The following is a 25128-nucleotide window of genomic DNA, read 5'->3' on the forward strand; positions in this document are numbered from 1 at the left end:
AGGCCCACCCCCGAAGCGCTGCGCGCTTCCCCCTCAAGGGGGCGACGCTGGAGGACCGGCGGAGCCGGATCCTCGGCGTCCCGGGTCGGGCGACACCTGTTTTATGCGGGCTGCGTTTACGTGGAGGGCCAGGCCGCGGCCGGGATTTCGACTTCGCCGCGCATCAGCAGGCGCGCGGTGCGCAACAGCGCGGCGCGGACCACCTTGTGCGGATCGGCGGGATCCAGCGCCAGTTCGACGCTGAATTCGCCGGTGGGGTGCTCCACCGAAATGGTCTGCTCCAGGCCGGCCGGCGTCCGCGCGATGCCGGAGGCCACGGAATCGTCCATCACGCAGGCGGTGGCCACGGTGACGGCGGCGAGCACGCCGATGGCCTCATGGCAGACATGCGGAATGAAGCAGCGCGTGGAGACGCTGCCGCCGTCGCGCGGCGAGGCCAGCAGGCACATCTTCGGGAAGGGCTTGCTGGATACATCGCCCAGGCCCATCAGCACGGCAGCCTTCAGCCGCAGGGCCTCCAGGCGCTGCTTCAATTCCTGGTCGGCATTGAGTTCGGCCACGGTTTCGTAGCCGGTGCGGCCCAGGTCGGCGGCGCGCATCAGGACCATGGGCATGCCATTGTCGATGCAGGTGATTTCCAGGCGGCCCACGCCGTCCAGCTCCACCACATCCAGCGCGCGGCCGGTGGGCAGAAGACCGTTGCACACCGATCCCGCGGTATCCAGGAAATTGATCGAGATGGGCGCGGCAGTACCGGGTACGCCATCGATGCGGGCATCGCCGTCGTAGGCCACGAAGCCATCCGGCGTTTGCACGGTGATGTCGCACTGCATGCCGGTGTTGACGGTCAGCACGCGAAACGTACTGGTATCGCCCTGCGGCTGAAGCATGCCGGTCTCCAGGGCGAAGGGCACGACGGCCGCCAGCATGTTGCCGCAATTGGGCGTCGTGTCGACGGCGCGCTCGGCCACCGATACCTGGGCGAACAGGAAATCCACGTCCACGCCCGGCGTGCTGCTGCGTGACACGATGCCCACCTTGCTGGTCAAGGGATGCGCACCGCCCAGGCCGTCGATCTGCCGCTTGTCCGGCGAACCCATGGCCGCCAGCAGCACCGCGTCCCGGCCGGGGATGTCGGCCGGCAGGTCGGAGGCCTTGAAAAACGGGCCCCGAGAGGTGCCGCCGCGCATCAGCATGCAGGGGATCGACCGCTGCCTTTGGCTTTTTCGGGGTGTACTCATGTTGTCTCCGAGCTTGCATTATGTTTGCGCCCAGTATCGGCCGCGCCTGGGATGTACGGGTTGCCTTGTACGGCGATCACCGTTCTAATATTTTTATTTCGGTGTTGCGGCACAGCATGGAACAGAGCATGGTCGGCGGGCTCAGCCTGCATCATCTGCACGTCTTTACCGCGGTGGCCACGGCGGGCGGCGTGCGCCGATCCGCGGAAGCGCTGTTCCGGGCCTCCTCCGCGGTGACGCGCGCCATCGGCCACCTGGAACACAGCCTCGGCGTCGCGCTGTTCGAACGCAAGGCCACGGGCATGCTGCTGACGGCCGCCGGTGAGGCCGTGCTGGTGCGCGCGCGGCGTATCGAGGCCGAACTGGACGCGGTCCGCGACGAGGCCCTGGCGTTGCGGCGCGGGCAGGGCGGCGCCAGCGGCGTCGGCGCGACCGCCGCGCTATTCCATACGCGCCGCCTGACCAGCGCCGCCTTGCTGGCCGACGTGCACCACATGTCCACCGTCGCCCATGCCTGCGGCCTGACGCAGCCGGCCATCAGCGCATCGATCGCCAAGCTGGAAAAGAACCTGGCGCAGCGGCTGTTCCAGCGCACGGCGCGCGGTATGGTGCCGACGCCGGTTGGGGAGCGCTGGGTGGTCCGCTTCAAGCGCGTATTGGCCGAACTGCGCAATATCCAGGCGGACATGGCCGCGCTGAACGGCGCGCTGGAAGGCGTGGTGACAGTCGGCGCGCTGCCCATGATCCGCACCATGGTGCTGCCCGCGGCCATCGCCAACGTGCTGGCGCGCCATCCCAAACTGCGCATCCGCACGCTGGAAAGCCCGTACGGCGACCTGTGCGCCCGGCTACTCAGCGCGGAGGTGGATTTCATCCTGGGCGCGCTGCGGCCGCTGCACGACACCTCGCTCAGCACCCGCCTGCTGCTGCACGAGGACATCGTCCTGATCGCGCGGGCGGGACATCCGCTGGCGGGGCGTCCCGTCGGCTTCGCGGATCTGGCCCGCTACCCGTGGGTGCTGTCGCGGGCCTCCACGCCGCTGCGCGACCAGCTCAACGATTTCTTCCGGCGCAAGGGGCAGCCGCTGCTGGTGCCCTCCGTCGAAACCGCGGATTTGGCGCTGCTGCGCGGCCTGCTGCTGCATTCCGACATGCTCACCGCCTTGTCGGTCCATCAGCTGCACTACGAGTTCGAGGCAGGCGGCCTGGCCACGTTGGATTTCGCGCTGGACGGCATGCGGCGCGAAATCGGCGTGACGACACGCACCGGCGCGCAGCTGTCGCCGGGCGCTGGCGCGCTGCTGGACGAGATATCGCGCCTGGCGGCGTCGATGACGGCGGGGTCGGCGCGCGCGAGCGCCCGTTGACGCGGCGCGAACCCCCGGCGGCCGATGGACGGCGAAGCGGGCCCTGCGGCGGCGCGTACGGCTGGCCGCCGACGCGGCGTGGCTTCCGGGCGCCTCGGCATAAACGGATTAGAGCGGCTGGAACGGTACAAGGCAACCAAGCCGGCGACGCTTGCCCGCATACTCGGCGGCATCACCCCCGTCAAAGAAGGAAAAGGCGACATGAAGAGCGTGCCACCCCCGCATCCCCATCCCAGCAAGCCGGCGTACGCGCTGCCGCCGGGCAGTTGCGACGCCCATGTGCACGTGTATGGCCCGGTGGCGCGCTTTCCGTATGCGGCCGATCGTGCCTACGACCCGCCGGAGGCGCCCATCGAGCGTTTGCAGGCATTGCACCACTTGCTGGGCGTGGAACGGGCCGTCATCGTGCAGGCAACGGTGCACGGGACCGACAACCGCGCGATGCTGGACGCGATCGCGCGTGCGCCGGACCGGTATCGCGGCGTGGCGCTGGTGGCGCGGGACGTGTCCGCCGGTGAGCTGCGCCAGCTTCATGCGCAGGGCGTGCGTGGGGTGCGCTACAACTTCATGCCGCACCTGGGCAAGTCCGCCGATCCCGACGAGGTGCGCGCCGTCGCCGAACGCATCGCGCCCCTGGGCTGGCATGTGCAGGTCCACGTCACCGCGGCGCATCTGCCCGCGATACGGGGCTTCCTGGAGTCGCTGCCGGTGCCCTTCGTCATCGACCACATGGGGCGGCCCATGGTGGAGGACGGACTGGAGCAGCCGGCGCTGGCCGCGCTTCTGGACGTGCTGCGGCATGGTCGCGCCTGGGTGAAGATCAGCGGGCCCGAACGCATATCGGCACGCCTGTCCGCGCAGGCGCAACCGTATGCGGATGCGGCGCCGTTCGTGCGGCGCATCCTGGACGCCGCGCCGGACCGCACCGTATGGGGCACGGACTGGCCGCATCCTAACGTGCGCGAGATCCCGGACGACGGCAAGCTGGTGGAGCTGCTGCCGCGCTACACGGACGATGCCGCCGTGCTCCAACGGGTCCTGGTCGAGAATCCCGCGCGCCTGTACTGGTACGACTGAAGCGATGCCACTGGCCCGCGCCTTCCCGCGGGCAGGATCATCGCTGGCCGAATATATCGTGGTACGAGATATCCCTAATATTCGGGGATGGCGGCCATCGTTATGCTTCCTGTCAGTTAGATTTCAACTCGCTTTCTAGGGTGTGCAGGCGCGCCAGCGTCTGCGCGCCCGCCAAGGCGACGCGTCCGTGCGCGGCCCAGGTCGCCGCCATGGCGCTTCATCACCGCGTCGCACGACCATACCGTGCAAGGGCCCGCTTGCGCCGCGTATCCGCGGTGCGGGATTCGTACGCCCTGACGAAATGCCGCCACCACAAGGAGACAGGATCGTGGAACTGCTGCAACACCTCGCATTGGGCTTTTCTGTGGCGTTTTCGCCGGAAAACCTACTCTACGCCTTGCTTGGCTGCATCCTGGGCACCCTGGTGGGTGTGCTGCCCGGCCTGGGCCCCGTGCCGACGATCGCCATGCTGTTGCCCATTACCTATGTGCTGCCGCCGGTGGCGGGCCTGATCATGCTGGCGGGCATCTACTACGGCACGCAGTACGGCGGCTCGACCACCGCGATCCTGGTGAATCTGCCGGGGGAAACTTCGGCCGTGGTGACGACGCTGGACGGGCACCAGATGGCGCGCAACGGGAGGGCGGGCGCAGCCCTGGCGCTGGCCGCGATCGGCTCTTTCTTCGCCGGCACGGTGGCCACCGCGATCATCGCCGCCTTCGCGCCGCCGCTGGCCGAGGTGGCCTTCCTGTTCGGGCCGGCGGAATACTTTTCGCTGATGACGCTGGGCCTGGTGGGCGCCGTCGTGCTGGCATCGGGTTCGCTGGTCAAGGCCATTGCCATGATCATTCTTGGCTTGCTGTTGGGGATGGTCGGCACGGACGTGAACTCCGGCGTCGCGCGCTATGACTTCGGCATTCCGGAACTGCAGGACGGCATCGACTTCGCCATCGTCGCCATGGGCGTGTTCGGTTTCGCGGAAATCCTGGCTAACCTGGAGTTGAAGGACCAACGCGTGGAGGTGGCCGGCAAGGTGGGGTCGCTCTATCCGAGCCGGCGCGAATTCCGCGAGGCGGCGCCGGCCATCCTGCGCGGCACGGCGCTGGGCGCCTGCCTGGGCATCCTGCCCGGCGGCGGCGCGACGCTGTCCGCGTTCGCCTCCTACACGCTGGAGAAAAAGGTGGCGCGCGAGCCGGAACGCTTCGGCAAGGGGCATCCGGCGGGGCTGGCGGGGCCGGAATCCGCCAATAACGCGGGCGCGCAGACGTCGTTCATTCCGTTGCTGACGCTGGGCATTCCGGGCAACGCGGTGATGGCGCTGATGGTGGGCGCGATGACCATCCACAACATCCAGCCCGGGCCGCAGGTGATGTCCAGCCATCCGGACCTGTTCTGGGGGCTCATCGTGTCGATGTGGATCGGCAACCTGATGCTGGTGGTGCTGAACCTGCCGATGATCGGCATCTGGGTGAAGCTGCTGAAGGTCCCTTATCGCATCCTGTTTCCGGCCATCCTGATCTTCTGCACGATCGGGGTCTATTCGCTGAACTACAACGTGTTCGACATCTACGTGACCGCGGCCTTCGGCGCGGTCGGGTATCTGTGGGCCAAGCTCAAGTGCGAAGGCGCGCCGCTGCTGCTGGGCCTGGTGCTGGGACCGATGATGGAAGAGAACTTCCGGCGGGCATTGCTGCTGTCGCGCGGCGATTTCACCACCTTCCTGCAACGGCCGATCTCCGCCGGGCTGCTGGCCGCCACCGTCGGGTTGATCGCGATCGTCGCCTTGCCGTCGATCCGCAAGGGCCGCCAGGAGGCCTTCGCCGAGGAAACTTGAAGCCGCCGCGCGTGACGCCGGCGCTATCGGGAATCGGCCGGTCCCTCGCCCGGCATCTCGATCCGCCGCGTCGCCGCGCGCGAGTTGCCGAAGCAGGGGATGTAGACCGAATGCGTGCCCGGGCCCCCGGCCACCATGATGCGTATGTCCTTGGCGGCCCGCGCGATCGGCAGCAGCGTGTCGTCCTGGATCTCTCCCAATTCCTTGCGGCGCGACGCCCGTGCGCGGTACAGGTCGCGTTCGGCCATGTGGCGCGCCGGCATTTTCGTCAATTCCCATAGGCGCTGCTGTACGGCGGCCTTGTCGAAGCCGCCGCGCATGCAGATATCCGCGTGCTCGGGGCTGATCATCAGCCAGGGCTCGCCGCCATGCACGTATTCGTTGCTGGGCGGATGCACCATGGTTTCCGCGAACACGCGCAGGAGTTCATCCACCTGCTTGCTGTGCGTGTTCATGTTCATGGTGCCTTCGATGCCGACCACCGTGACCGTGCTGTCGCCGGCGGCGAAGCCGTAGTCCGCGCGCAGCGTCGCCCAGGGCGAGCGTGCTTCGTTCTCGGCGCAGCACATGGTGTAGCGGGCGGGCTGGCCTTGCGTCGCGCGGTCCATCTGGCCGGGCAGGGCGCCGCCGACGTTGCGCAGCAGCAGGCGCACCGCGCGGCCCACGGTGGCATTGGCGGGATTGCCCTCGCCCAGGCAGTTCCAGCCGGCATTGAAGCCCAGCGCATCGGACAGCGGCCCGCTGACGATGACCCAGATCGCCACCGGATTGGTGGTCGCCTGGATCGCCTGCAGGTTGAAATCGGCATCGGCCAGCGCCCGCGCCGCCGCGACCAGCACCGGCATGGCCTGCGGCTGGCAGCCCGCCATGACGGCGTTGATCGCGATGCGCTCGGTCGTCGCCGCGCCGAAGGCCGGCGCCAGCCACGCGACCACCTCGTGGCGCGGCAGGCCCGCGCCGGCCAGCATGCGCTGCACGCGGGCCTCCGTGGGCGGGATGATGGGCAGTCCGTCGGCCCACTGGCGTTCCTGGTACAGGCGGTTGATGGCCTCCAGGTCGTCCTCGGCCTGGAAAGTGGCGGCTTGTTCTTCCGCCGGCTGTGCGCGGGAAGTCACGGCTGCGTTCCTCCGGCCATCAAGGCCATGAGCTGTTCCGCGCATTGCGCGGCGATATCGCGGATTTCGTCGCGCGTACGCGTGCCGAAGGGATGCGGGATGACCAGTATCGGAATTTGGGCGCAACCCATCGCCTTGGCCTGGGCACGGCCCAGGCCGGTGAAGGTGGTCGAGCATACCGTCACGCCGAGACGGCCCAGCTTCGTTATTTCCACACTGTCGTGGACACTCCACGATGTGCAGGAGCCTCAGTCGCCTGAGCCGCAGATCACAAGATCGCAGTCGGCCGCGAAGCGTTCGATGACGTCGCGGTCCGCGGCGATCGAGGCGGCGCGCTTCTGGTGCGTGATGGTGCGCGCGGCGCCGTAGCGGGACACCAGCAGTTCGCCCAGGTCTTCCACCAGGAAGCGGAAATTGGGCTTGGCATTGTCGATGAAGCCGATCACCTTGCCGGACAGGCCGGACAGCGCCTGCCGCACCGCGGCGCGGGTGGCGGCCATTTCTTCGTCGCTGGCCGTTTCGGCGGCGCGCGGCGCGGTGGGGTCGTACAGGGTCACGAGTGCGGACATGTGTTTCTCCTGGTATGAATCAAGCGGTGCCCTTGGGCCGATGGTCAAGTAGGGCCCTTCGGGCCGATGGTCAAGCCGTGCCTTTCAGGCCGATGCGTTCGATCAATTGGCCCCAACGGGCGATTTCCGCCTGGATGAAAGCATGAGCGTCGGCCGGCGGATTGGCAACCACCTCCGCGCCCTGGCTGACGAACTGCTGCATGAGGGCGGGATCGCGCAGCGTCTTGATGGCGGCATCGCGGATGCGCGTCTGCACGGCAGCCGGCGTGCGGGCCTGCGTCAGCAGCGCATACCACAATGTCGATTGATAGCCGGGGTAGCCTTGCTCGGCAACGGTGGGCAGGTCCGGAGCGATGGGCGAGCGCTGCGCGCCTGTCATGCCCAGCGCCTTGAGCTTGCCGTCCCTGACTTGCGGGATGGCGGGCAGGGGACTCGTGCATACCACCTTGACCACGCCCGCGATCAGGTCCATCAATGCCGGTCCGGCGCCCTTGTACGGCACGTGCACCATGTCGATCCCCGCCATGTACTTCAGCAGTTCGACGGACAAGTGGCCGCCCGTACCCGGCCCGGACGATCCGTAGTTGACCGCGCCGGGATGCGCACGGGCGTAGGCAACCAGTTCCTGGATGTTCGATACGCCCAGCGAGGGATGCGCCACGAAAACCAGCGGCGAACTGGCGGCGATGGTGATGGGGGCAAAGTCCTTCAGCGTATCGAAGTTCAGGTGCCGCATCAGGGTGGGATTGACGCTGAGCGTGGTGCTGGCCAGATAAAGCGTGTAGCCGTCCGGTGGCGCGGAGACCGCGAGCTGCGTGGCGATGATCTGGGCGCCGCCGGGCCGGTTGTCGTCGACGATGGCCTGGCCCAGCGCCTGGCCCAGGCCCGGCGAGATCATCCGGGCCACGATATCGCCCGCGCCGCCGGGCGGATAAGGGATGATCAGGCGGATGGCGTGATCCGGATAGTCCGGCGTCGCGGAGGCGCCCGTCCAGCGCGGCGCCAGCGCCATGCCGGACAAGGCCGCGGCTCCTTGCAGCAGCCGGCGGCGGTTCTGTTTCGTGTCGGCCATATCGTCCTCCATGCCTTCGATCAAGGTGCCACCCGCAGTTCAGGCTGGCGCTGCACCAGGTCCTGCCACTGGGCGATGTCGCGCTTGATGAACTGTTCCAATTCCCGCGGCGTGCCGCCGACGATCTCCGCGCCCGTTGCCTTCAGGGCCTGCCGCACGTCGGGCGTGGCCAGGGCCTTGACGATTTCGTCGTGATAGCGCGCCACGATGGAAGGCGGGGTGCCCGCGGGCAGCAGCGCGGCGTACCACGAGCCGGTATCGAAGCCCGCCACGCCGGCCTCGCCCATGGTCGGCACCTCCGGGAACAGCGGCGTGCGCCGCGCGCCGGTCGTGGCGAGCGCGCGCAGCTTGCCGGCATGGATCTGGCCGGCCACGCCGATGGCGTTGAAGAACAGCACCTTGACCTGGCCGCCGACGATGCCGGTGACGGCATCCACGCCGGTCTTGTAGGGCACGTGCAGCAGGTCCACGTTGGCCCGTACCTTGAACAGTTCGCCTTCCAGGTGCGAGCTGGATCCGCTGCCGGCCGAGCCGAAGGTCAACGTGTTCGCGTGGGCGCGCGCGTAGGCGATCAGCTCCTGTACCGTACGCACGGGCAGCGACGGGTCCACGACCAGCAAGTCCGGCAGGGTGGCGATGAGCGAGACCGGCGCGTAGTCCTTGATGGGGTCATAGGGCAGCGACCGCCGCACCGCCGCATTGATGGCATGGCTGCCTGTGATGATCAGGATGGTGTAGCCGTCCGGCTTGGACTTGGCCAATTGATCGGACGCGATCACGGTACCCGCGCCGGGCCGGTTTTCCGGCACGACGGGCTGCCCAAGCGCGACGGTCAGCTTGGCGGCAAGCAGGCGCGCGACCGTATCCACGGCCCCGCCGGGGCCCGCGGGAATCAGCATGCGTATCGAATGGTCGGGCCACGGCCGGCTTTGGGCGTGCGCGGGTAGGCATGCGGCGGCCGCCATCGTCACCGCGACGGCGCATGCGAGTCTGTAAATAAAGGCCGTCATCACGATCCCCTTGCTCCATGGATATGGCCGGCGGCACGGACGACGGCCGCGCCGCCGGCTTCATTGTTTCGATGCCGTCTGTCGCAGCAAAGTCTCCCAATCGGCGGGCAGGTCTATCTTCTTCGCGGTGGGGAAACCCAGGAAGGCGTTGTGCGCGAAGATGTAGGCGTTGTTGCGCAATGGGTCGCCTCCCACCGCGATCATCAGATCCGCGGGCTTCCAGACGATGGGCACTCGTCGGCGCGGATCGTCCGATTCATGGAAGAACGCGGGGATCAGCCCCTGCCGCACGTCCTCGGCCAGGTTCCATACGCCCCGTATATTCCAGTCGCGCAGCTGCCGCTCGAAATCCTCCGCCGGCCGGCGCGCGTGCTGGAACAGCCATTCCTGCACGCGCGCCTTGCTCCAGCCCGCGCGGGCCAGCGTGCGCGCCGTGATGGGTGTGATGACGGCCAGCGGCCGCAGCGTGCCCTTGCCATGGCTGGTCGTGAACGTGATCTGCCAGTTGTTGAAGCGTTCGATCGAATCGGCCACGTAGGGCAGCAGCTGTTCCGGTTCGGATCCCGTCACCGACGACAGGGTGCCGCCGCCGGTGAAGCGCGAAATCGAGACCACGTTGTCGCCGCGCTGGAATCCCAGGTCCATGGCGATCGTGGGCCAGCCGATCTCCTCCAGCACGTCCTCGTTCTCGGCCAGGACCACGCGCCATGTGCTGCCGAACGTGCCCTTGTCGGTCTGGTGCAGATGAAAACCCGCGACGTTGCGCAGATACAGCCGCCAGAACCGGCCCACCGTGGTATTGGGCAGGAATCCATCGCGCAGCGCCCCCTGGGTGTAATTGAAGCCCAGCTGCTTGATGATGGGCCCGTTCAGGATGATCAGCGTTTCCGCGCCGGGCGTGTTGCCGCTGTGTTCGACGCCGTAGCGGGGATCGGCCATGGCTTCCGCCAGCGCCACCAGGATCGGCATGTATTCGGGCCGGCAGCCGGCCATCACGCCATTGACCGCCACGTTCCAGACCGTCGCGGCGCGCCGGTCGGGCAGCAGCACCCCCAGCACCTGGTCGGGATCGCGGTCGGTGAAGGCCAGGAAGCGTTCGATCGCCGCGCGCGTGGGGGGCACGATGGGCAGGCCGTCCGTGTAGCCGTCGCGATAGAAGCGCTCGTTGACGTCGAAGAAGTCGCCCTTGGCGACGATGTCGCGCGCGCGGGGCTCCGCCGCCGCGGGGCCATCGGCCGCGGTGGGGGTGGACGTCAGCGTGCGCACGACCTCCGCCAGCGTGGTTTCCAGGATGTCATGGCGCAGCTGGGCATCGCTCTTGTCGCCGATGTGGCCGGGCACCAGCGCGATGGGCAGGCTGCGCAGCCCCAGGCCTATGGATGTTGCCGCCGCCTGGCGCACGAAGCCCTCGCACGTCAGCGACGTGGTGGGAAATCCGGCCAATTCACATGCCGCGCTGGCCCGCAACACGGCGGGCGTGCAGCTGCCTCAGCAGGCCATGCCCGAGATGACGGCATCCACCCCGAGCTCGCGCAGGCGTTGGGGCAGGCGCGCCAGGGCATCCCGCTCGCCCGCGCCGTGGGTGCTGCCGAATTCGCGCCAGGAGACGAAGCGGATGTCCGGGTAGCGTGCCTTCAGGCCCTCTTCCAGCAGGGTGAAGACCTGGTCGCCCTTGTACAGCTCGTCCCACAACTGGGCGACGGTCTTGCCGTTCAGGTCGTCCAGGCGGGGTGCCAGGCGCATGGCCTTTTGCTGCATTTCGCCGCGCGGCCAATAGGCTTCGAAGTAGCCGCCGTTCTGCTTGCTGGCATCCATCGCTGTCTCCTTTTCCGCGCCCGATTTTTGTTGATGTCGCCTGGACGCGTGACTAGAATAAATGACATACCATGGTATACCAATTGTAGGCAGGCGGATAACGTGAACAAGCTCTGTTGCAAATCGGCCCTGGGACGATCAGCCGGTGGGGAAGCACCCCCACGATGATCATCGCGACCGCGGGACATATCGACCACGGCAAGACCACGCTGGTCAAGGCGTTGACCGGCGTGGATACCGACCGGCTGCCGGAAGAGAAACAGCGCGGCATCTCCATCGACCTTGGTTTCGCCTATTGGGACACCCCGGATGCCGTGACCGTGGGCTTCGTCGACGTGCCGGGGCATGAGCGCTTCGTGCGCAATATGTTGGCCGGCGTCTGTGGCATCGACTATGCCTTGCTGGTCGTCGCCGCCGACGACGGCATCATGCCGCAGACCATGGAGCACCTGCACATTATCGATCTGCTCAATGTGCCGCGCGGCATCGTGGCCTTGACCAAGACCGACCGTGTGACGGCCGAACGCGTGCGCGAGGTCGCCGCCGGCGTCCAGGCGCTGATCGCTTCCACCTGCCTGGCGGGCGCGGCGGTCATGCCGGTCTCCACGCAGACGGGGCATGGCGTGGCGGCGCTGCGCCAGACGCTGGCCGAGGCCGCGCGCGCGCACCAGGGACAGCGTTCGGCGGGACGCAATTTCCGCCATGCCGTCGACCGCGCCTTTACCGTGCCGGGCAGCGGCACCGTGGTCACGGGCACGGTCTTCGACGGTACCGTGACGGTGGGCGACCGCCTGGTGCTTTCGCCGCGCGGAACCGAAGTCCGCGTCCGGGGCATCCAGAAGAACGGACAGTCGGTGCGCCACGCCAACGCAGGCGAACGCTGCGGGCTGAACCTGGCCGGGGTCGCGGTGGAAGAGGTGGGACGCGGCGACTGGGCGGTGTCGCCGCTGATCCACGCGCCCACGCAGCGGCTGGACGCACGCCTGCGACTGCTGGATTCGGAAGCGGCGGAATTGAAGCACTGGACGCCCGTGCGTCTGCACCTGGGCACCGCGGAAGTCCTGGCGCGCGTCGCCATCGGCCGCGGCGCGGCGGTGGCCCCCGGCGCCGCGGCCGTGGTGCAGCTGCGGCTGGAAAAGCCCATCGCGGCGCTGCACGGCGACCGCTATATCCTGCGCGACCAGGCCGCGCGCCGTACGCTGGGCGGCGGCGTGGTCATCGATCCGTATGCGCCGCGGCGGCGGATGGATCCGGCCGTGCGGGCGGCGCAGATCGACGCGCTGTCGTGCGGCGACGCCGCCGATGCGCTGCAGGGGCTGCTGCGGTGTGCGCCCTCCGGCGTGGATATCCTCCAGTTCCAGCGTTGCTACAACCTGGCGCCGGACCGGCTGGAGAGCCTGCTGCGCGCCGCCGGTGTCATCGAGCTGGGCAGGACGCCCCGCCTGGCTTTCCCGCGCGCGATGATCGCGGCGATCGGCGAACGCGTGGTGGCGGCGCTGGAGGCCCGGCATGGCGACGATCCGCGCTTCCTGGGCAGCGATATCGCGCACGTGGCGCGGCGCTGCGCGCCGCGATTACCGCAGGCCGTCTTCGCGGCCATGCTGCGCATGCTGGCACAGGAAAAGAAGCTGGAACTGAACGGCAGCCTGGTATCGCTGCCACGCCTGCGCGCCACGGTGCGCGCGTCCGACGAAGCGCTATGGCAAAAGGTGGCCCCCTTGCTGGACGCCGCGGGCTTCAAGATCCCGCCCGTGGAGGAAGTGGCGGCGGCCGCGAACATCAAGCCGGCCGTGCTGGAGGACATGCTGTACCGCAAGCTGCGCGACGGCGATGTCTACCTGGTGGCGCCGGGCCGCTTCTGCCCGCGCGCGACCATCGCGCGGCTGGTCGTGCTGGCCGGCGAGGTGGCCGGCGAGCAGCCCGGCCGGCAGTTCACCGCCGCCCAGTTCCGCGATCGCTGCGGCGTGAACCGCAAGCTGGCCATCGATATCCTGGAATGCATGGACCGCCACGGAATTACCGTGCGCGAGGGCAATGTGCGCGTCCTGCGCAAAGGCGTCGCCATGATGGAGGAGGAAGGGCACCATGTCTGAAACGGAACACGACGTTGTCGTCATCGGCTCGGGCATCACCGGCTTGACGGCCGCGCGGCAGCTGCTGCGCGACGGCTGCGGCGTGGCCACCGTGGAACAGGGCATGTTCGGCGGGCTGGTCATCAACATCAATGAGCTGGACGGCAGCATAGGGGGCTCGGGCGCGGACCTGGCGTCCGACCTGATGATGGAAGTCGGCGACCTGGGTGTCGAGCCTCTTGCGCAGGCCGCGGTGGCGGTGGAACGGCTGGACGATCGCTGGCGCATCGCGCTGGCCGATGGCGGGGCCTGCGTCGCCGGCGCGGTAATCGTGGCGAGCGGCGCGCGCTTGAAGCGCCTGGACATTCCGGGCGAAGCGGAATTCGAGCATCGCGGTGTCGGCCAGTGCGCCGACTGCGATGGACCGCTGTACCAGGGGCAGGACGTGGTCGTGATCGGTGGCGGCGATTCGGCCTTGCAGGAAGCCCTGGTGCTGGCGCGGTACTGTCGCCAGGTGCATGTGATCGATCGCGAACCGGCGCTGCGGGCGCGGCGGCACCTGGTCGACGCCGTGCTGGCCTGCGAAAACATCGTGGTGCGGCACGCGAGCGAACCGCGGGCCATCCACGGCAGCGACGGCGTCGAAAGCGTGCGCGTGGAAAGCCTGACGGGCGAGGGCGCCACGGATATCGCGTGCAGCGGGCTGTTCGCCTATATCGGGCTGGCGCCCAACAGCGCATTCCTGCCCGCCTTCGTGGCGCGCGATGCGGGTGGCTTCGTACGCACCGATGCGTCGCTGTGCGCCGCGCCCGGCGGGCTTTATGCCGCCGGTGCCGTGCGTTCGGGATATCGCGGCTTGCTCGAACACGCCATCGAGGAAGGCACGCAGGCCGCCAGGCAGGCCATGCGCGACATGGTGTCGTGGTAGGGGATGACGGCGGTATCAGCACGATGCCGCGATGGCGGATGGCCGCGCGATGGCGGTTCGCCAGGCGGCAAGCTCAGCCGCCGCCGTACACCAGCATCGCGGCGGCGAGGTCTTCCGAGGCGGCGCCCACCGCCTTGTAGACCGTGATTTCATCCGCCGCGCGGCGGCCGGGATGCTGGCGGCGGCACAGCGCTTCCAGCGTGGCCAGAACCCGATCGCGGCTGAAGACCCCGGCGGCGATGGGCGAGAGCAGGTCGCCCGATTTGTCCAGGGCTTCTTCCGTGTCGACGAATACCGAGGTATCGGCGAAAGTCGCGTCGTCGGATTCGCGCATGAAGGGCTGGAAGCTGCCGATCAGGTCGACATGCGTGCCGGCTTGCAGGCAGGCGCGCCGCACCAGCGGCTGCTGCGCCAACGTGGCGCAGCTGACGATCTCCGCTTCCCGGACGGCGGCATCCAGGTCCGGCGCGACCGCCGCGTCAAAGCCGCCCGCCGACAGCTTGTCCGCCAGGGCGGCAGCTTTCGCGGGATGGCGGTCCCATACGCGCACCTGCCGGATATCCCGCACGGCTGCATAGGCCGGAGCCAGCGCCGTCGCCACATTGCCTGCGCCCACCACCAGCAGCCGATGCGCGTCGGGCCGCGCCAGGAAGGACGCGGCCAGGGCCGAGGCCGCCGCCGTGCGCCGCACGGTGATCTGGTCGCCGTCGATCAGCGCCAGCGGCACGCCCGTGACGGCGTTGTACAGCGTGTAGGTCGAATGCAGTCCGGGCAGCTGCCGCGCGCCGTTGCCCGGAAAAATCGTCACGTGCTTGATGCCCAGGTAATCGTCCTGCCATGCCGGCATGATCAGCAGGCTGTCCTTGGCGCCCTCGCTTTCGCGCAGGATGTGATTGTGGCGGCGCGGCACCGTGCAGCCGCGGATGAATATCTGTTCCAACGCGGGGATGAGCCGGTCGAACGGCAGACGCGATTCAGTCGTGACGCTGTCGAATATCTGCAAGTTATCCTCGGACAAAACGCAAGGGGGAGAAAGGGCGCAGATCGACGCGCGGCGTCGCGCCATCGATCAGTTCGGACACCAGCGCGCCGGTGACCGGTCCCATGGTCAGGCCCAGATGGCCATGGCCGAATGCCAGCAAGGCGTTGGGCGTGCCGGGCGCGGGGCCGATGACCGGCAGCGAGTCCGGCATGGACGGCCGGAAGCCCAGCCATTCCGCTTGCACCGCGCCGGGCGGACGGCGGTGGGCGCGGCGGATTTCCGGCACCAGCGCGCGCAGTTTGCGGAAGTCGGGCCGTGCCTGCAAGCCCGCGAACTCCACGCTGCTGGTGACCCGCAGGCGGCCGTCCTGGGGCGACATCACGATGGATTTTTCCGCCCAGAACACGGGTGCGCTGGCCAGCGTGCCGGCATCGGCGGCCAGCGCGAGGTGATAGCCGCGCTCCGTATCCAGCGGCACCGAAACGCCCAGGCCCGCGCACAGCGGCTTGGACCAGGCCCCCGCGGCGATGACGACATGGTCGGCGTCGTAGCGCTCGGTCTGGGTAAGCACGCCCGTGGCCACGCCATCCCTGCGTTCCACGGTGACGGCCTCCGCGCGGATATGGGTGCCGCCGCCGGCCAGGAAGGCCTGGCCGTAGCGTTGTACGTAGGCGGCCGGATCGACGATCTGGTCGCACACCGGATGGGCGAACGCATGGCGGAAGATGGGCGCCAGGTTCGGCTCGCGCATCCGCAGTTCGTCCTGCCCCATGTAGCGGCATTCGATGCCGTGGTCGCGTATGCGGCCGATATCGGCCTGCATGCCGCGAAACGCCTCGTCGGTTTCGCAGGCCTTGATCCAGCCGGCCGGACGGATCATCGCGGCCGCGTCCGCCGCCGCGGCCAGTTCCTGATGGCTTTGTTTGGCCGCCGCCAGCAGCGTGGCCAGGCTTTCCATGGCCGGTCCCAGGCGCGAGGGCGCACAGGCGCGCATGAAGCGGTAGAACCATGACACCATGCGTGGCGCATAGGCCCAACGCAGCGTCAACGGGCCGTCGCGGCTCAGTAGCAGCCGCGGCAACTGGCGCAGCAGCTCCGGCGTGCCGATCGGCACGCAGTCGCTGACCGCCAGGATGCCCGCATTCCCGGCGGACGCACCGCCGGCGAAGCCGCGCGGGTCCAGCACCGTGACGTGGTGTCCCCGCCGCTGTGCGTACAGCGCGGTGCTCAGGCCCACGATACCCGCGCCGATCACGACGACGCGCTTTCCGGAAGCTGACATGCGCGGCTCAACCCCAGATGCGGCGGTACAGGCGCAGCCAGTTGCCGCCCAGCACCTTCTTGATGTCTTCCTCGCCAAAGCCCCGCGCGAGCAGGCCGCCGGCCAGCGACCACAGCTTGTCCGGCGTTTCGATGCCGGCCGGGTAGTAATAGGGCGGCTCGGGATACGATTCGGCGGACCACACGCCCCAGGCGACGCGTTGGCGAAACAGCTGCATGGCATCCTCGTCGGAGGAGAACGGATGCTGGCCCAGGTAGTAGTCGATGCCCAGCCCCACGTGGTCGATGCCGACCAGGCCGGCGATGTGCTCGATGTGGTCGATGAACTGATCCAGCGAAGGACGCGGGTCGGCGGACACGAAATTCGGAAAACCGACCACGCCGATCACGCCGCCGCTACCCGCGATGGCGCGATAGAGCTCGTCGGGCACGTTGCGCGGCACGTTGCGCACGGTGCGCGAATTCGCGTGGGACAGCACGACCGGTTCGGTGGACGCCTCGATGGCGTCCATGGACGTGCGAAATCCGGTGTGCGAGCAGTCCACCACGATGTGCGTTTCGTTCAGGCGGCGCACCACGGCGCGGCCGTAGCGGCTCAGGCCGGCGTCGCTCGGTTCCTCGCAACCGTCGCCCACGTGGCAGCGCTTGTTGTAGGTCAGCTGCACGACGCGCAAGCCCATGGCGTGATAGGCGTCGATGATGTCGATGCTGCGGTCCAGCACTTCGGTGCCCTGGAAGTGCAGGATCACGCCGATCTTGCCGTCCTTCTTGGCTTGCACGATGTCGTCGGCCTTGCGCACCACCACCAGGTCGTCGCGCTCGCGCGCCAGGCGGTTCCAGTAGCCGAAGCTCAGGATGGCGTCGGCGCTGGTGCCGGTGTTGGCGCGCACGGTGGGCGCGACCGCGGTGGCGCCGCCTTTCTGGTACAGGCCCAGATGGGTGGCATCGTTCTGCAGCAGGGGGCAGGTGGCGTCGATGACGATGGCTTCTTCGTGGATGCGCTTGGCGGTGTCCATGGGGTCCTGGCGGGTGAAATGCGCCCGGGTGCGGGGGCATCCGGCGGGCGGTCGATCGGCGGGGGCGGAGCTGCCTGTCTGACGCTTTACTCTTCCTGCTTGGGAATCTTCGCCTCCTTGACGACCTCGTTCCATTTGGCCAGCTCGCTCGCCATGTATTGATGGAATTCCGCCGCCGACGCATCCACCTTGACCTCGGCGCTCATGCCGCGCATGGCCGTGATGTACTCCGGATCCTTGGAAATCGCGATCAGGGCGTTGCGGATTTTATCGGTGGCGTAGGCGGGCGTGCCCTTTGCGGCGCCCAGCCCTAGCCAGCTGGTGGTCTCGAAGCCGGGCAGCGTTTCGGCCACCGTGGGCACATTCGGGAAAGACGGGTTGCGCTGCGCCGACGTAATGGCCAGCGCCTTGGCCTGGCCACCTTTCACCTGCGCGGTCGCCGCGGGCAGCGAGCTGAACATGAAGGAAATCTGGCCGCCGATCAGGTCGCCCGAGGACTGGCCGCCGCCCTTGTAGGGAATATGCGTGGCCGCCATGCCGGTCTTCAGCTTGAGCAGTTCGGTGATCAGGTGCGGCGAGCTGCCCAGGCCGTAGGAGCCATAGGACAATTCGGTCTTGCCGTCCTTGCCGGCCTTGATCAGATCGGCCAGGGTGTTGTACGGCGAGTTCTTGCTGGTGACGAGGATGTAGGGGTATTCGGCCAGACGCGATACCAGCGCGAAGTCGTCGATGGGGTCGAACGGCATCTTGTTCACCATCGCCGGCGTGAACGAATGCAGGCTGCCGGACATCACGGCGTACATATAACCATCCTTGGGCGCGCGCAGCACCGCCATCGTCCCGATATAGCCGTTGGCGCCGGCGCGATTCTCCACGATGATGGACTGGCCCAGTTTGTCGCTGAGCTTGCGCGCGGCCAATCGCGCGATGACGTCGGAGGTGCCGCCGGCGGGCGAGGGCACGACGAAAGTGATGGGGCGGCTGGGATAGCCCGATGCGTCCTCGGCGGCCGCCTTGCCCGGTGCAACGGCCGTTGCCAGGCCGGCAGCCAGCATCAGGGCGACGGCAGCGGCGCGCGGTGGCCGCATATCGAAGAGGCGCGGGCCGCGGCCGCGGGCGCCGGCAAAGCGGATGTTCAGGCAATTCAGCATGGATCGATTCCCCTGGGTCGTTGTCGCGCTGGCTCGGGCGGAGCGCATGCGGAATCACCGTTCGCATCGTTGCCGTTGTCCACGTATGAGAAGCGGCGAGCTCAATTCGGCGATAAATTATCGTATCCGATAAAAATCTCTTTGTTAAGATAGATTTCTAGTGGTTATCCCGGCATTGTCGGATCCGGCTTCAAATAGGCGTTTGCTAGAATCCGCGTGGTTTCAGAGGCGCGAGTCATCGATATGGTCGTACGGGAGCCTTCATGGACAGAGCAGTGAAAGCACGGCCCACGCGCAACGAAGGGCCGGCAAATCCGGCGGCGCGTGACGCTGCGTCAGGCGCACCCCATCGCGGGAATGACCCTGCCTCGGCCGACAGCCTGCTGTCGCGCAAATTGCGCCGCCTGCGCCGCGAGGCCCAATTGACCCTGCAGCAATTGAGCGCGCGCTGCGGGATTTCCGTGTCGACGCTGTCCAAGATAGAGAAAGGCCAGTTGTCGCCCACCTACGAGAAAATCGCGGCGCTGGCGCAAGGCTTGAACATCCAGGTGGGCGAGCTCTTCAACGACGAGCCGCTGGCCGCCCCCACGGCCCGCCGCAGCCTGACGCGCCGCGGCCAAGGCGTGATGCACGCCACGGAACAATACGACTATGAAGTCCTGTGCGCCGAACTCGCGCACAAGCAGTTCGTGCCCTTGCTGGCCACCATCAAGGCCCGCACGCTGAAGGCCTTTCCCGCGATGCTGCATCATGCCGGCGAGGAGTTCATCTACGTCCTGCACGGCAGGATCACCGTGCACACCGATTACTACCAGCCCATGGAACTGGCCGAAGGCGATTCCTGCTATTTCGACAGCACCATGGGCCACGCCTGCGTGGCGGGCGACGAGGATGCGCGAATCCTGTGGGTGTGCTCGAACCCCACGCTGCCGCGGGCGGGCGAAGTCGCTGTTTGAGCCGCGCTGCCCATCCGGCCATGTCGCGCCGGATAGGCAGTGCAAGGCGGCCCGGCCGGTGCGCCGTCAGCGGTTCAGCGCCGGCGCGGCCGGGAAGTCCACGGGTACCTTGGTCGTGCCATGCAGGTAGTTGGTCACCGTCATGTCAGCGATGGTGCAGATCACGTCGACCAGATTCCCCTTGTCCCAGCCCGCGGCGAAAAAGGCATCCACCACCGACGGGTCCGGATGTCCATGGCGCACGACGATGTCCTTGGCCAGGCGCGCCAGGGCATCGAGCTTGGCGTCGAACGTGGCCCTGCCGCCGCGGATCTCCAGCATCTGTTCGTCGCTCAAGCCGTTCTTGCGGCCGATGATGGTGTGCGCGGCCAGGCAGTATTCGCATTGATTGACCTCGCTCACGGCGAGATTGACGACTTCGCGCGCCTTGCCCGTGATGCTGCTCTTGGCGCTCTGGGAAGCGAGATAGTTGCCCAGCGCGTGCTCCGAATGGGCGAAGGTGGCGTACAGGTTGGGCACGCGGCCCAACTTCTTCTTCAAGGTATCGAAGATGGCCTGGTTGGCGGGGGATACCTCTTCGCGGGTCGGTACGTTGATGGCGCTCATGGCGATGCTCCTTGTCGATGATGAAAGCCGAAGCCGGTTCCGCCCATGGCTCGCTGGGAGCCTGGCCGTCCGCGGCCAGGCTCGTCGCGCCGGCTTGTGCAAGCCCGCGTGAGCGGCTTGCGCAGGGATGGCGGGAAAGGCCGACGCAAGTGTGCCTGATTGTGCGGTGTGGCCGCCAGCGGCGGCGATGCACTGGCCGGCAAGAAAGGGGACCTGCCGCCGGGCAGCGACGATACGGTGGCCATCACGGGCGAGCGCCGGGGCGGTGGCGCGGCCGATGGCGGCCAGGGCGCCGGTGACCGGGAGCGGTCGCGCTTGCTCAGGGTGATGGGCCTGCGGTGGCGCGGCGCACGCGCGCTTGCCGACGCACCGCGGGGCCGTTCAATCGTCCGCCTACCACTGTTTGGCGTAGAAGCAGTACGGTTACGCCGCCAGAATAAAAGCAAGCGTATTCTGATCAGGCGATCCCAGTCTCCCTGAGCGGTGGCGGCAAGGCCAGGGCCAGCATATGTCGTGCCTTCACGAGGGTCCGCATGTCCAAACGCCTCTTTGTGACCCAAGCGTTCCTGTGGGCACTGCTGTCCGGATGCCACAAGGCACCGGTGGACCTGCCCCGTGAACCCGTCGCCGTCAGCATTCAAACCGTCGCTACCCGCGATACCCCCGTCGCCTTCGAATTCACGGCCCAGACGCAAAGCTCGCGCGAGGTCGAAATCCGCGCGCGCGTGGACGGCTTCCTGGACAAGCGCACCTACGTCGAAGGCGATCTGGTGCGGGAAGGCCAGACGCTGTTCCTGATGGACCCTAGGCCGTTCCAGGCAGCGCTGCAGACGGCCAAGGGACAACTGGCCCAGCAGCAGGCGCGCTGGACCGTCACGCGCGCCAACCTGGCGCGCGTGCGGCCGCTGGTGGCCCAGAACGCCATCAGCAAGAAGGACCTGGACGACGCCGTGGGCAACGAACAGATGGCCGCCGCTGCCGTCATCGCCACGCAGGGCCAGGTGCAGGCCGCCGAACTGAACCTGAGCTACACCACGATCAAATCCCCGCTGAAGGGCGTGTCCAGCTTCGCGCGGCAACAGGATGGCAGCTACGTGACCGCCACCACCCAAAGCCTGCTGACCTACGTCTACCAGGTCGATCCCATGTGGGTGAACTTCAGTATTTCCGAGAACGAACTGCTGTCCTATCGGGACCAGATCAACAAGGGGCAATTGCGTTTTCCGCCCAGAAGCCAGTTCGATGTCGCGGTCATCCTGGCCGACGGATCGCAGTACCCGCAGGTCGGGCATATCGACTTTGCCAATCCCGCGTTCAGCACCCAGACCGGCACGTTCCTGGTGCGCGCATCGTTCTCCAATCCCGACAGCGTGCTGCGGCCGGGCCAGTTCGTGCGGGCGCGCGTATCGGGAGCGATACGCCCGAATGCCGTCCTGGTGCCGCAAAGAGCCGTATTGCAGGGCTCGAAAAGCCATTTCGTCTGGGTGGTGGACAAGGATGACAAGCCGCACCAGCAGGTGGTGGAGGTCGGCAGCTGGCAGGGCGATGATTGGTTCATCCTGGAAGGCTTGAAGGCGGGCGAACGGATCGTCGTCGATGGCGCGATACGGGTCGCGGCCGATACACCGCTGAAGATCGTGCCGGATGGGGCGGCCGGCGGCAGTGGCGGCGGCCCGGGCGGGGAAAGCGGCGCCGCGGGCAATGCCGGGCAGCGCGAGCACGGAGATGCCGCGGGTCCGCCACGCCAGGCTGACAGCAGGTCCAACGGTTGATCGCCGGAGCCGAGGATGAACATTTCGCACTTCTGCATCGACCGCCCGATCTTCGCCTCGGTAATTTCCATCATCATCACGCTGGCAGGGGCCGTCGCGATGCTGGTGCTTCCCGTCGCGCAGTATCCGGAGATCACGCCTCCCCAGATCACCATCAGCGCGACCTATCCCGGCGCAAGCGCCGATGTGGTGGCGAACAACGTCGCGGCGCCCATCGAGCAGCAGGTCAATGGCGCCGACAATATGATCTACATGAATTCGTCCAGCTCCTCCACGGGGAACCTGACGATCAATGCGTTTTTCGAGATCGGCACCAATCCGGAACTGGCGCAGGTGGACGTGCAAAACCGGGTGAACCTGGCCTTGCCCCAGGTGCCGCAGTCCGTACAGGCCCAGGGCATACAGGTGCAGAAGAAGTCTTCCGCCTTCATGATGGTGATCGCGGTGTACTCGCCCGAGCAGCGCTACGATGCGACGTATATCGCCAACTACACGAATATCTATGTACTGGACGCACTGAAGCGCATACCGGGCGCCAACCAGTCGGCCATCTTCGGCACGCCGGACTACGCGATGCGCATCTGGCTCAAGCCCGATCGCATGGCGCAGCTGAAGGTCACTGCTGCCGACGTGCAGAAGGCGGTGTCCAACCAGAACGAACAGTTCGCCGTGGGCCGTATCGGCCAGTCGCCGACCGGCGGCCCGGTGGAGCAGTCCTTCGCGGTGACGACCCGCGGCCGCCTGACGGAGCCCGCCGAGTTCGAGAACATCATCATCCGGGCCGCCAGCGGCGGTGCCGCCATTGTGCGGCTGAAGGACATCGGCAGGGCCGAACTGGGGCAGAAGGACTATTCCATACGCAGCCGCTACCAGGGCAAGCCGGCGACCGTCCTGGCGGTGTACCAGCAACCGGGCGCCAACGCGCTGGACGTGTCCAACCGGGTGCGGGCCACGCTGGCCGAGCTGAAGAAGACCTTTCCGGAAGGGCTGGAGTACAGCATCGCGATGGATACCACGGAATTCACGCGGGCCTCCATCAGCGATGTCATCCACACCTTCTTCGAAGCGCTCGTGCTGGTGGTCATTGTGGTGTACGTCTTCCTGCAGAGCCTGCGCGCGACGCTGATTCCCATCGTCGCGGTGCCGATCTCGATCGTGGGGACCTGTGTCGGCATGCTGGCGCTGGGATTTTCGATCAACATGCTGACGTTGTTCGGCATGGTGCTGGCCATCGGCATCGTGGTCGATGACGCCATCGTCGTGATCGAAAACGTCGAACGCAATATGACCGTGCACAAGCTGGATCCCAAGGCCGCCGCCAAGCGGGCCATGGACGAGGTGGCCGGCCCCGTCGTGGCCATTGTCCTCGTGCTGTGCGCGGTATTCATTCCGGTCGCCTTCATCGGCGGGATCACGGGACAGCTCTACAAGCAGTTCGCCATCACGATCGCCATCTCGGTGGTGCTTTCGGGGGTGGTCGCGCTGACCCTGTCGCCCGCCCTGGCGGCTTTGCTGCTCAAGCCCGGCCACCATGAGAAGAAAGGCTTTTTCCGCTGGTTCGAGCGCAACTTCACGCGGATGACGAACGGCTATACCAGCGGGGTCAAATGGATGATCCGGCGCTCCGCGATCGGGCTGCTGCTGTTCGCCGGTCTGGTGGGGCTGTCGGTCTGGATGATGCGCATCCTGCCGACTTCTTTTCTGCCGCCGGAAGACCAGGGCTACCTGCTCGGCCAGGTCATCATGCCGGACGCGGCCAGCCTGGATCGCACCGGCGACGTGTCGCGCCGCGTGACGGACTATTTCCTGGAACAGCCCGCCGTCGCCGCCGTGGCCATGGTCGACGGCTATAGCCTGCTGGACAACCAGAACAAGAATAATGCCGCGACATTCTTCGTCGGATTCAAGTCGTTCGACGAGCGGTATACGTCGGATAACATCCGCACGCAGAACGCCCGGGCCGTGCTGCTGGCGGCCTACGCCAACCTGGCGCATGTGCAGGAGGGCATCGTCGTGCCCGTCAATCCGCCCGCCATTCCGGGGCTGGGGACGACCGGCGGCACGGAGGTGTGGATACAAAGCCAGGGCGACGCCACGATCGCGCAGCTGGCCGGCGTGGTGCAGCGCTATATCGCCAAGGCACAGCAGCGGCCCGAACTGGCGCGGGTGACCTCCACCTTCAACGCCTCCTCGCAGCAGCTCCTGGTGGAGGTGGACCGCGACAAATCCGAAACGCTGGGCGTGCCCGTGGAGGACGTGTACAGCGCCATGCAAACCATGTTCGGGTCCTTGTACGTGTCCCAGTTCAATCGCTCCAGCCGGCTGTGGCAGGTGATCCTGCAGGCGGAATCGGCTTACCGCCTGCGGCCGGAAGACCTGTCGCAAATCTACACCCGCAGCAAGAACGGCGACATGGTGCCCTTGAGTTCGGTGGTCCGGACCCGGTACGTCACGGGCCCCGACCTGGTGACGCGCTTTAACAACTTCCCCGCCATCAAGGTAACCGTCAACACGGCGCCGGGCTATAGCGCGGGCCAGTCCACGCAGGTCCTGGAAGAGATCGGGGCCGAGGTGCTGCCTTCCGGATACTCGCTGGGATGGAGCGGCGAGGCCTACGAATCGCGCAAGGCGGGCAATACGTCCGTCCTGGTCTTTGCCTTCGGGCTGGTGATGGTATTCCTTATCCTGGCGGCGCAATACGAGAAGTGGAGCCTGCCGCTGGGCGTACTGATGACCGTGCCTTTCGCCTTGTTCGGGGCGCTGGCCGCCACGCTCGCCAGAGGCCTGGAAAACGATGTGTATTTCCAGATCGGCCTGACCATGCTGGTTGCCCTGGCGGCAAAGAACGCCATTCTGATCTTCGAGTTCGCGGTGCTGAACCGCCAGACCGGCGCATCGATCTACGATGCCGCCGTCGTCGCGGCCAACGAGCGGCTGCGGCCCATCATCATGACGTCGCTGGCCTTCATCCTGGGCTGCGTGCCGCTGGCCATCGCCACGGGTGCCGCCGCCAACAGCCGCCATTCGATCGGCACCGGGGTGATCGGCGGCATGCTCGGCGCCACGGTCATCGCCGTGTTCTTCATTCCGATGTTCTTCTATGTCCTGGAGAGAATGTCGGAGAAAAAGGGCGGGCAGCCCGCGCCCGAATCGCCGGCCGCGGCGGACGTGGCCGCCGGCAGGCACGATGCGCCGCCGGGCGGCGTGGCGCATGGCGCGGCCGCGGTCGGCCCGCGGCCGTCGGCCAAGCGCGATGGCGAATGA

General features: G+C 67.3%; 19 protein-coding genes. 8 read left to right on the plus strand and 11 right to left on the minus strand.

The window, feature by feature from the left end:
- Window positions 1–116 precede the first annotated feature (116 nt).
- Window positions 117–1241: a 4-oxalomesaconate tautomerase gene (locus AKI39_RS11985; RefSeq protein WP_066636091.1), complete on the minus strand. Its 1125-nt coding sequence runs from the start codon at window positions 1239–1241 to the stop codon at window positions 117–119.
- A 116-nt stretch (window positions 1242–1357) separates the two neighbouring features.
- Between AKI39_RS11985 and AKI39_RS11990 the strand changes: the two genes are divergently transcribed.
- The 3 genes from AKI39_RS11990 (at window position 1358) to AKI39_RS12000 (ending at window position 5519) form a co-directional block, all read left to right on the plus strand.
- A complete protein-coding gene (locus AKI39_RS11990) occupies window positions 1358–2608 on the plus strand; it encodes a LysR family transcriptional regulator (protein WP_235610799.1) in 1251 nt (416 codons plus the stop codon).
- Window positions 2609–2809: 201 nt separating this feature from the next.
- Entirely contained in the window at window positions 2810–3685 is an 876-nt protein-coding gene (locus AKI39_RS11995) for an amidohydrolase family protein (protein ID WP_066636093.1), read from the plus strand.
- Between the two features lie 328 nt (window positions 3686–4013).
- Window positions 4014–5519, plus strand: coding sequence for a tripartite tricarboxylate transporter permease (locus AKI39_RS12000; RefSeq protein WP_066636095.1), 1506 nt, complete (start codon window positions 4014–4016; stop codon window positions 5517–5519).
- Window positions 5520–5542: 23 nt separating this feature from the next.
- Here AKI39_RS12000 and AKI39_RS12005 read toward each other — a convergent pair whose 3' ends face one another.
- The 5 genes from AKI39_RS12005 to AKI39_RS12030 form a co-directional block, all read right to left on the minus strand.
- Window positions 5543–6634, minus strand: a complete 1092-nt coding sequence (locus tag AKI39_RS12005; protein WP_083228788.1) for a hypothetical protein — start codon at window positions 6632–6634, stop codon at window positions 5543–5545.
- Window positions 6631–7203, minus strand: coding sequence for a UGSC family (seleno)protein (locus tag AKI39_RS26265; RefSeq protein WP_443103532.1), 573 nt, complete (start codon window positions 7201–7203; stop codon window positions 6631–6633). The genes AKI39_RS12005 and AKI39_RS26265 overlap by 4 nt, the downstream gene beginning before the upstream one ends.
- Before the next feature lie 70 nt (window positions 7204–7273).
- Window positions 7274–8275, minus strand: coding sequence for a tripartite tricarboxylate transporter substrate binding protein (locus tag AKI39_RS12020; protein ID WP_066642811.1), 1002 nt, complete (start codon window positions 8273–8275; stop codon window positions 7274–7276).
- A 20-nt stretch (window positions 8276–8295) separates the two neighbouring features.
- Complete coding sequence (locus tag AKI39_RS12025) at window positions 8296–9174, minus strand: tripartite tricarboxylate transporter substrate binding protein (protein ID WP_158515170.1); 879 nt, start codon at window positions 9172–9174, stop codon at window positions 8296–8298.
- A 171-nt stretch (window positions 9175–9345) separates the two neighbouring features.
- Window positions 9346–11100 (minus strand): UGSC family (seleno)protein, encoded by a 1755-nt coding sequence (locus AKI39_RS12030; protein ID WP_443103535.1) that lies wholly within the window; start codon window positions 11098–11100, stop codon window positions 9346–9348.
- A 164-nt stretch (window positions 11101–11264) separates the two neighbouring features.
- On the opposite strand from AKI39_RS12030, the gene selB reads away from it, so the two are divergent.
- Together selB and AKI39_RS12045 are read left to right on the plus strand one after the other, a co-directional pair.
- Window positions 11265–13193 (plus strand): selenocysteine-specific translation elongation factor, encoded by a 1929-nt coding sequence (gene selB / locus AKI39_RS12040; RefSeq protein ID WP_066636107.1) that lies wholly within the window; start codon window positions 11265–11267, stop codon window positions 13191–13193.
- On the plus strand, window positions 13186–14100 hold the full coding sequence (locus AKI39_RS12045) for an NAD(P)/FAD-dependent oxidoreductase (RefSeq protein WP_066636109.1): 915 nt from the start codon (window positions 13186–13188) through the stop codon (window positions 14098–14100). The genes selB and AKI39_RS12045 overlap by 8 nt, the downstream gene beginning before the upstream one ends.
- 73 nt (window positions 14101–14173) lie before the next feature.
- On the opposite strand, the gene AKI39_RS12050 is transcribed toward AKI39_RS12045, so the two are convergent.
- From AKI39_RS12050 to AKI39_RS12065, 4 genes are all read right to left on the minus strand, one after another.
- Complete coding sequence (locus tag AKI39_RS12050; protein ID WP_066636112.1) at window positions 14174–15103, minus strand: ornithine cyclodeaminase family protein; 930 nt, start codon at window positions 15101–15103, stop codon at window positions 14174–14176.
- Window position 15104: 1 nt separating this feature from the next.
- Window positions 15105–16364, minus strand: a complete 1260-nt coding sequence (locus tag AKI39_RS12055; RefSeq protein WP_066636114.1) for an NAD(P)/FAD-dependent oxidoreductase — start codon at window positions 16362–16364, stop codon at window positions 15105–15107.
- A gap of 7 nt (window positions 16365–16371) precedes the next feature.
- Complete coding sequence (locus tag AKI39_RS12060; protein WP_066636116.1) at window positions 16372–17379, minus strand: membrane dipeptidase; 1008 nt, start codon at window positions 17377–17379, stop codon at window positions 16372–16374.
- Window positions 17380–17465: 86 nt separating this feature from the next.
- Window positions 17466–18530, minus strand: coding sequence for a Bug family tripartite tricarboxylate transporter substrate binding protein (locus AKI39_RS12065; RefSeq protein ID WP_158515171.1), 1065 nt, complete (start codon window positions 18528–18530; stop codon window positions 17466–17468).
- Window positions 18531–18793: 263 nt separating this feature from the next.
- Between AKI39_RS12065 and AKI39_RS12070 the strand changes: the two genes are divergently transcribed.
- A complete protein-coding gene (locus AKI39_RS12070) occupies window positions 18794–19486 on the plus strand; it encodes a helix-turn-helix domain-containing protein (RefSeq protein WP_083228792.1) in 693 nt (230 codons plus the stop codon).
- Window positions 19487–19552: 66 nt separating this feature from the next.
- On the opposite strand, the gene AKI39_RS12075 is transcribed toward AKI39_RS12070, so the two are convergent.
- On the minus strand, window positions 19553–20092 hold the full coding sequence (locus AKI39_RS12075) for a carboxymuconolactone decarboxylase family protein (RefSeq protein WP_066636118.1): 540 nt from the start codon (window positions 20090–20092) through the stop codon (window positions 19553–19555).
- Window positions 20093–20625: 533 nt separating this feature from the next.
- On the opposite strand from AKI39_RS12075, the gene AKI39_RS12085 reads away from it, so the two are divergent.
- Together AKI39_RS12085 and AKI39_RS12090 are read left to right on the plus strand one after the other, a co-directional pair.
- A complete protein-coding gene (locus AKI39_RS12085) occupies window positions 20626–21864 on the plus strand; it encodes an efflux RND transporter periplasmic adaptor subunit (RefSeq protein ID WP_083228793.1) in 1239 nt (412 codons plus the stop codon).
- A 15-nt stretch (window positions 21865–21879) separates the two neighbouring features.
- Window positions 21880–25128, plus strand: coding sequence for an efflux RND transporter permease subunit (locus AKI39_RS12090; RefSeq protein WP_066636121.1), 3249 nt, complete (start codon window positions 21880–21882; stop codon window positions 25126–25128).

Origin of the sequence: Bordetella sp. H567, from assembly GCF_001704295.1 — a bacterium.
In the GTDB taxonomy this organism is placed as follows: Bacteria; Pseudomonadota; Gammaproteobacteria; order Burkholderiales; family Burkholderiaceae_B; genus Bordetella_C.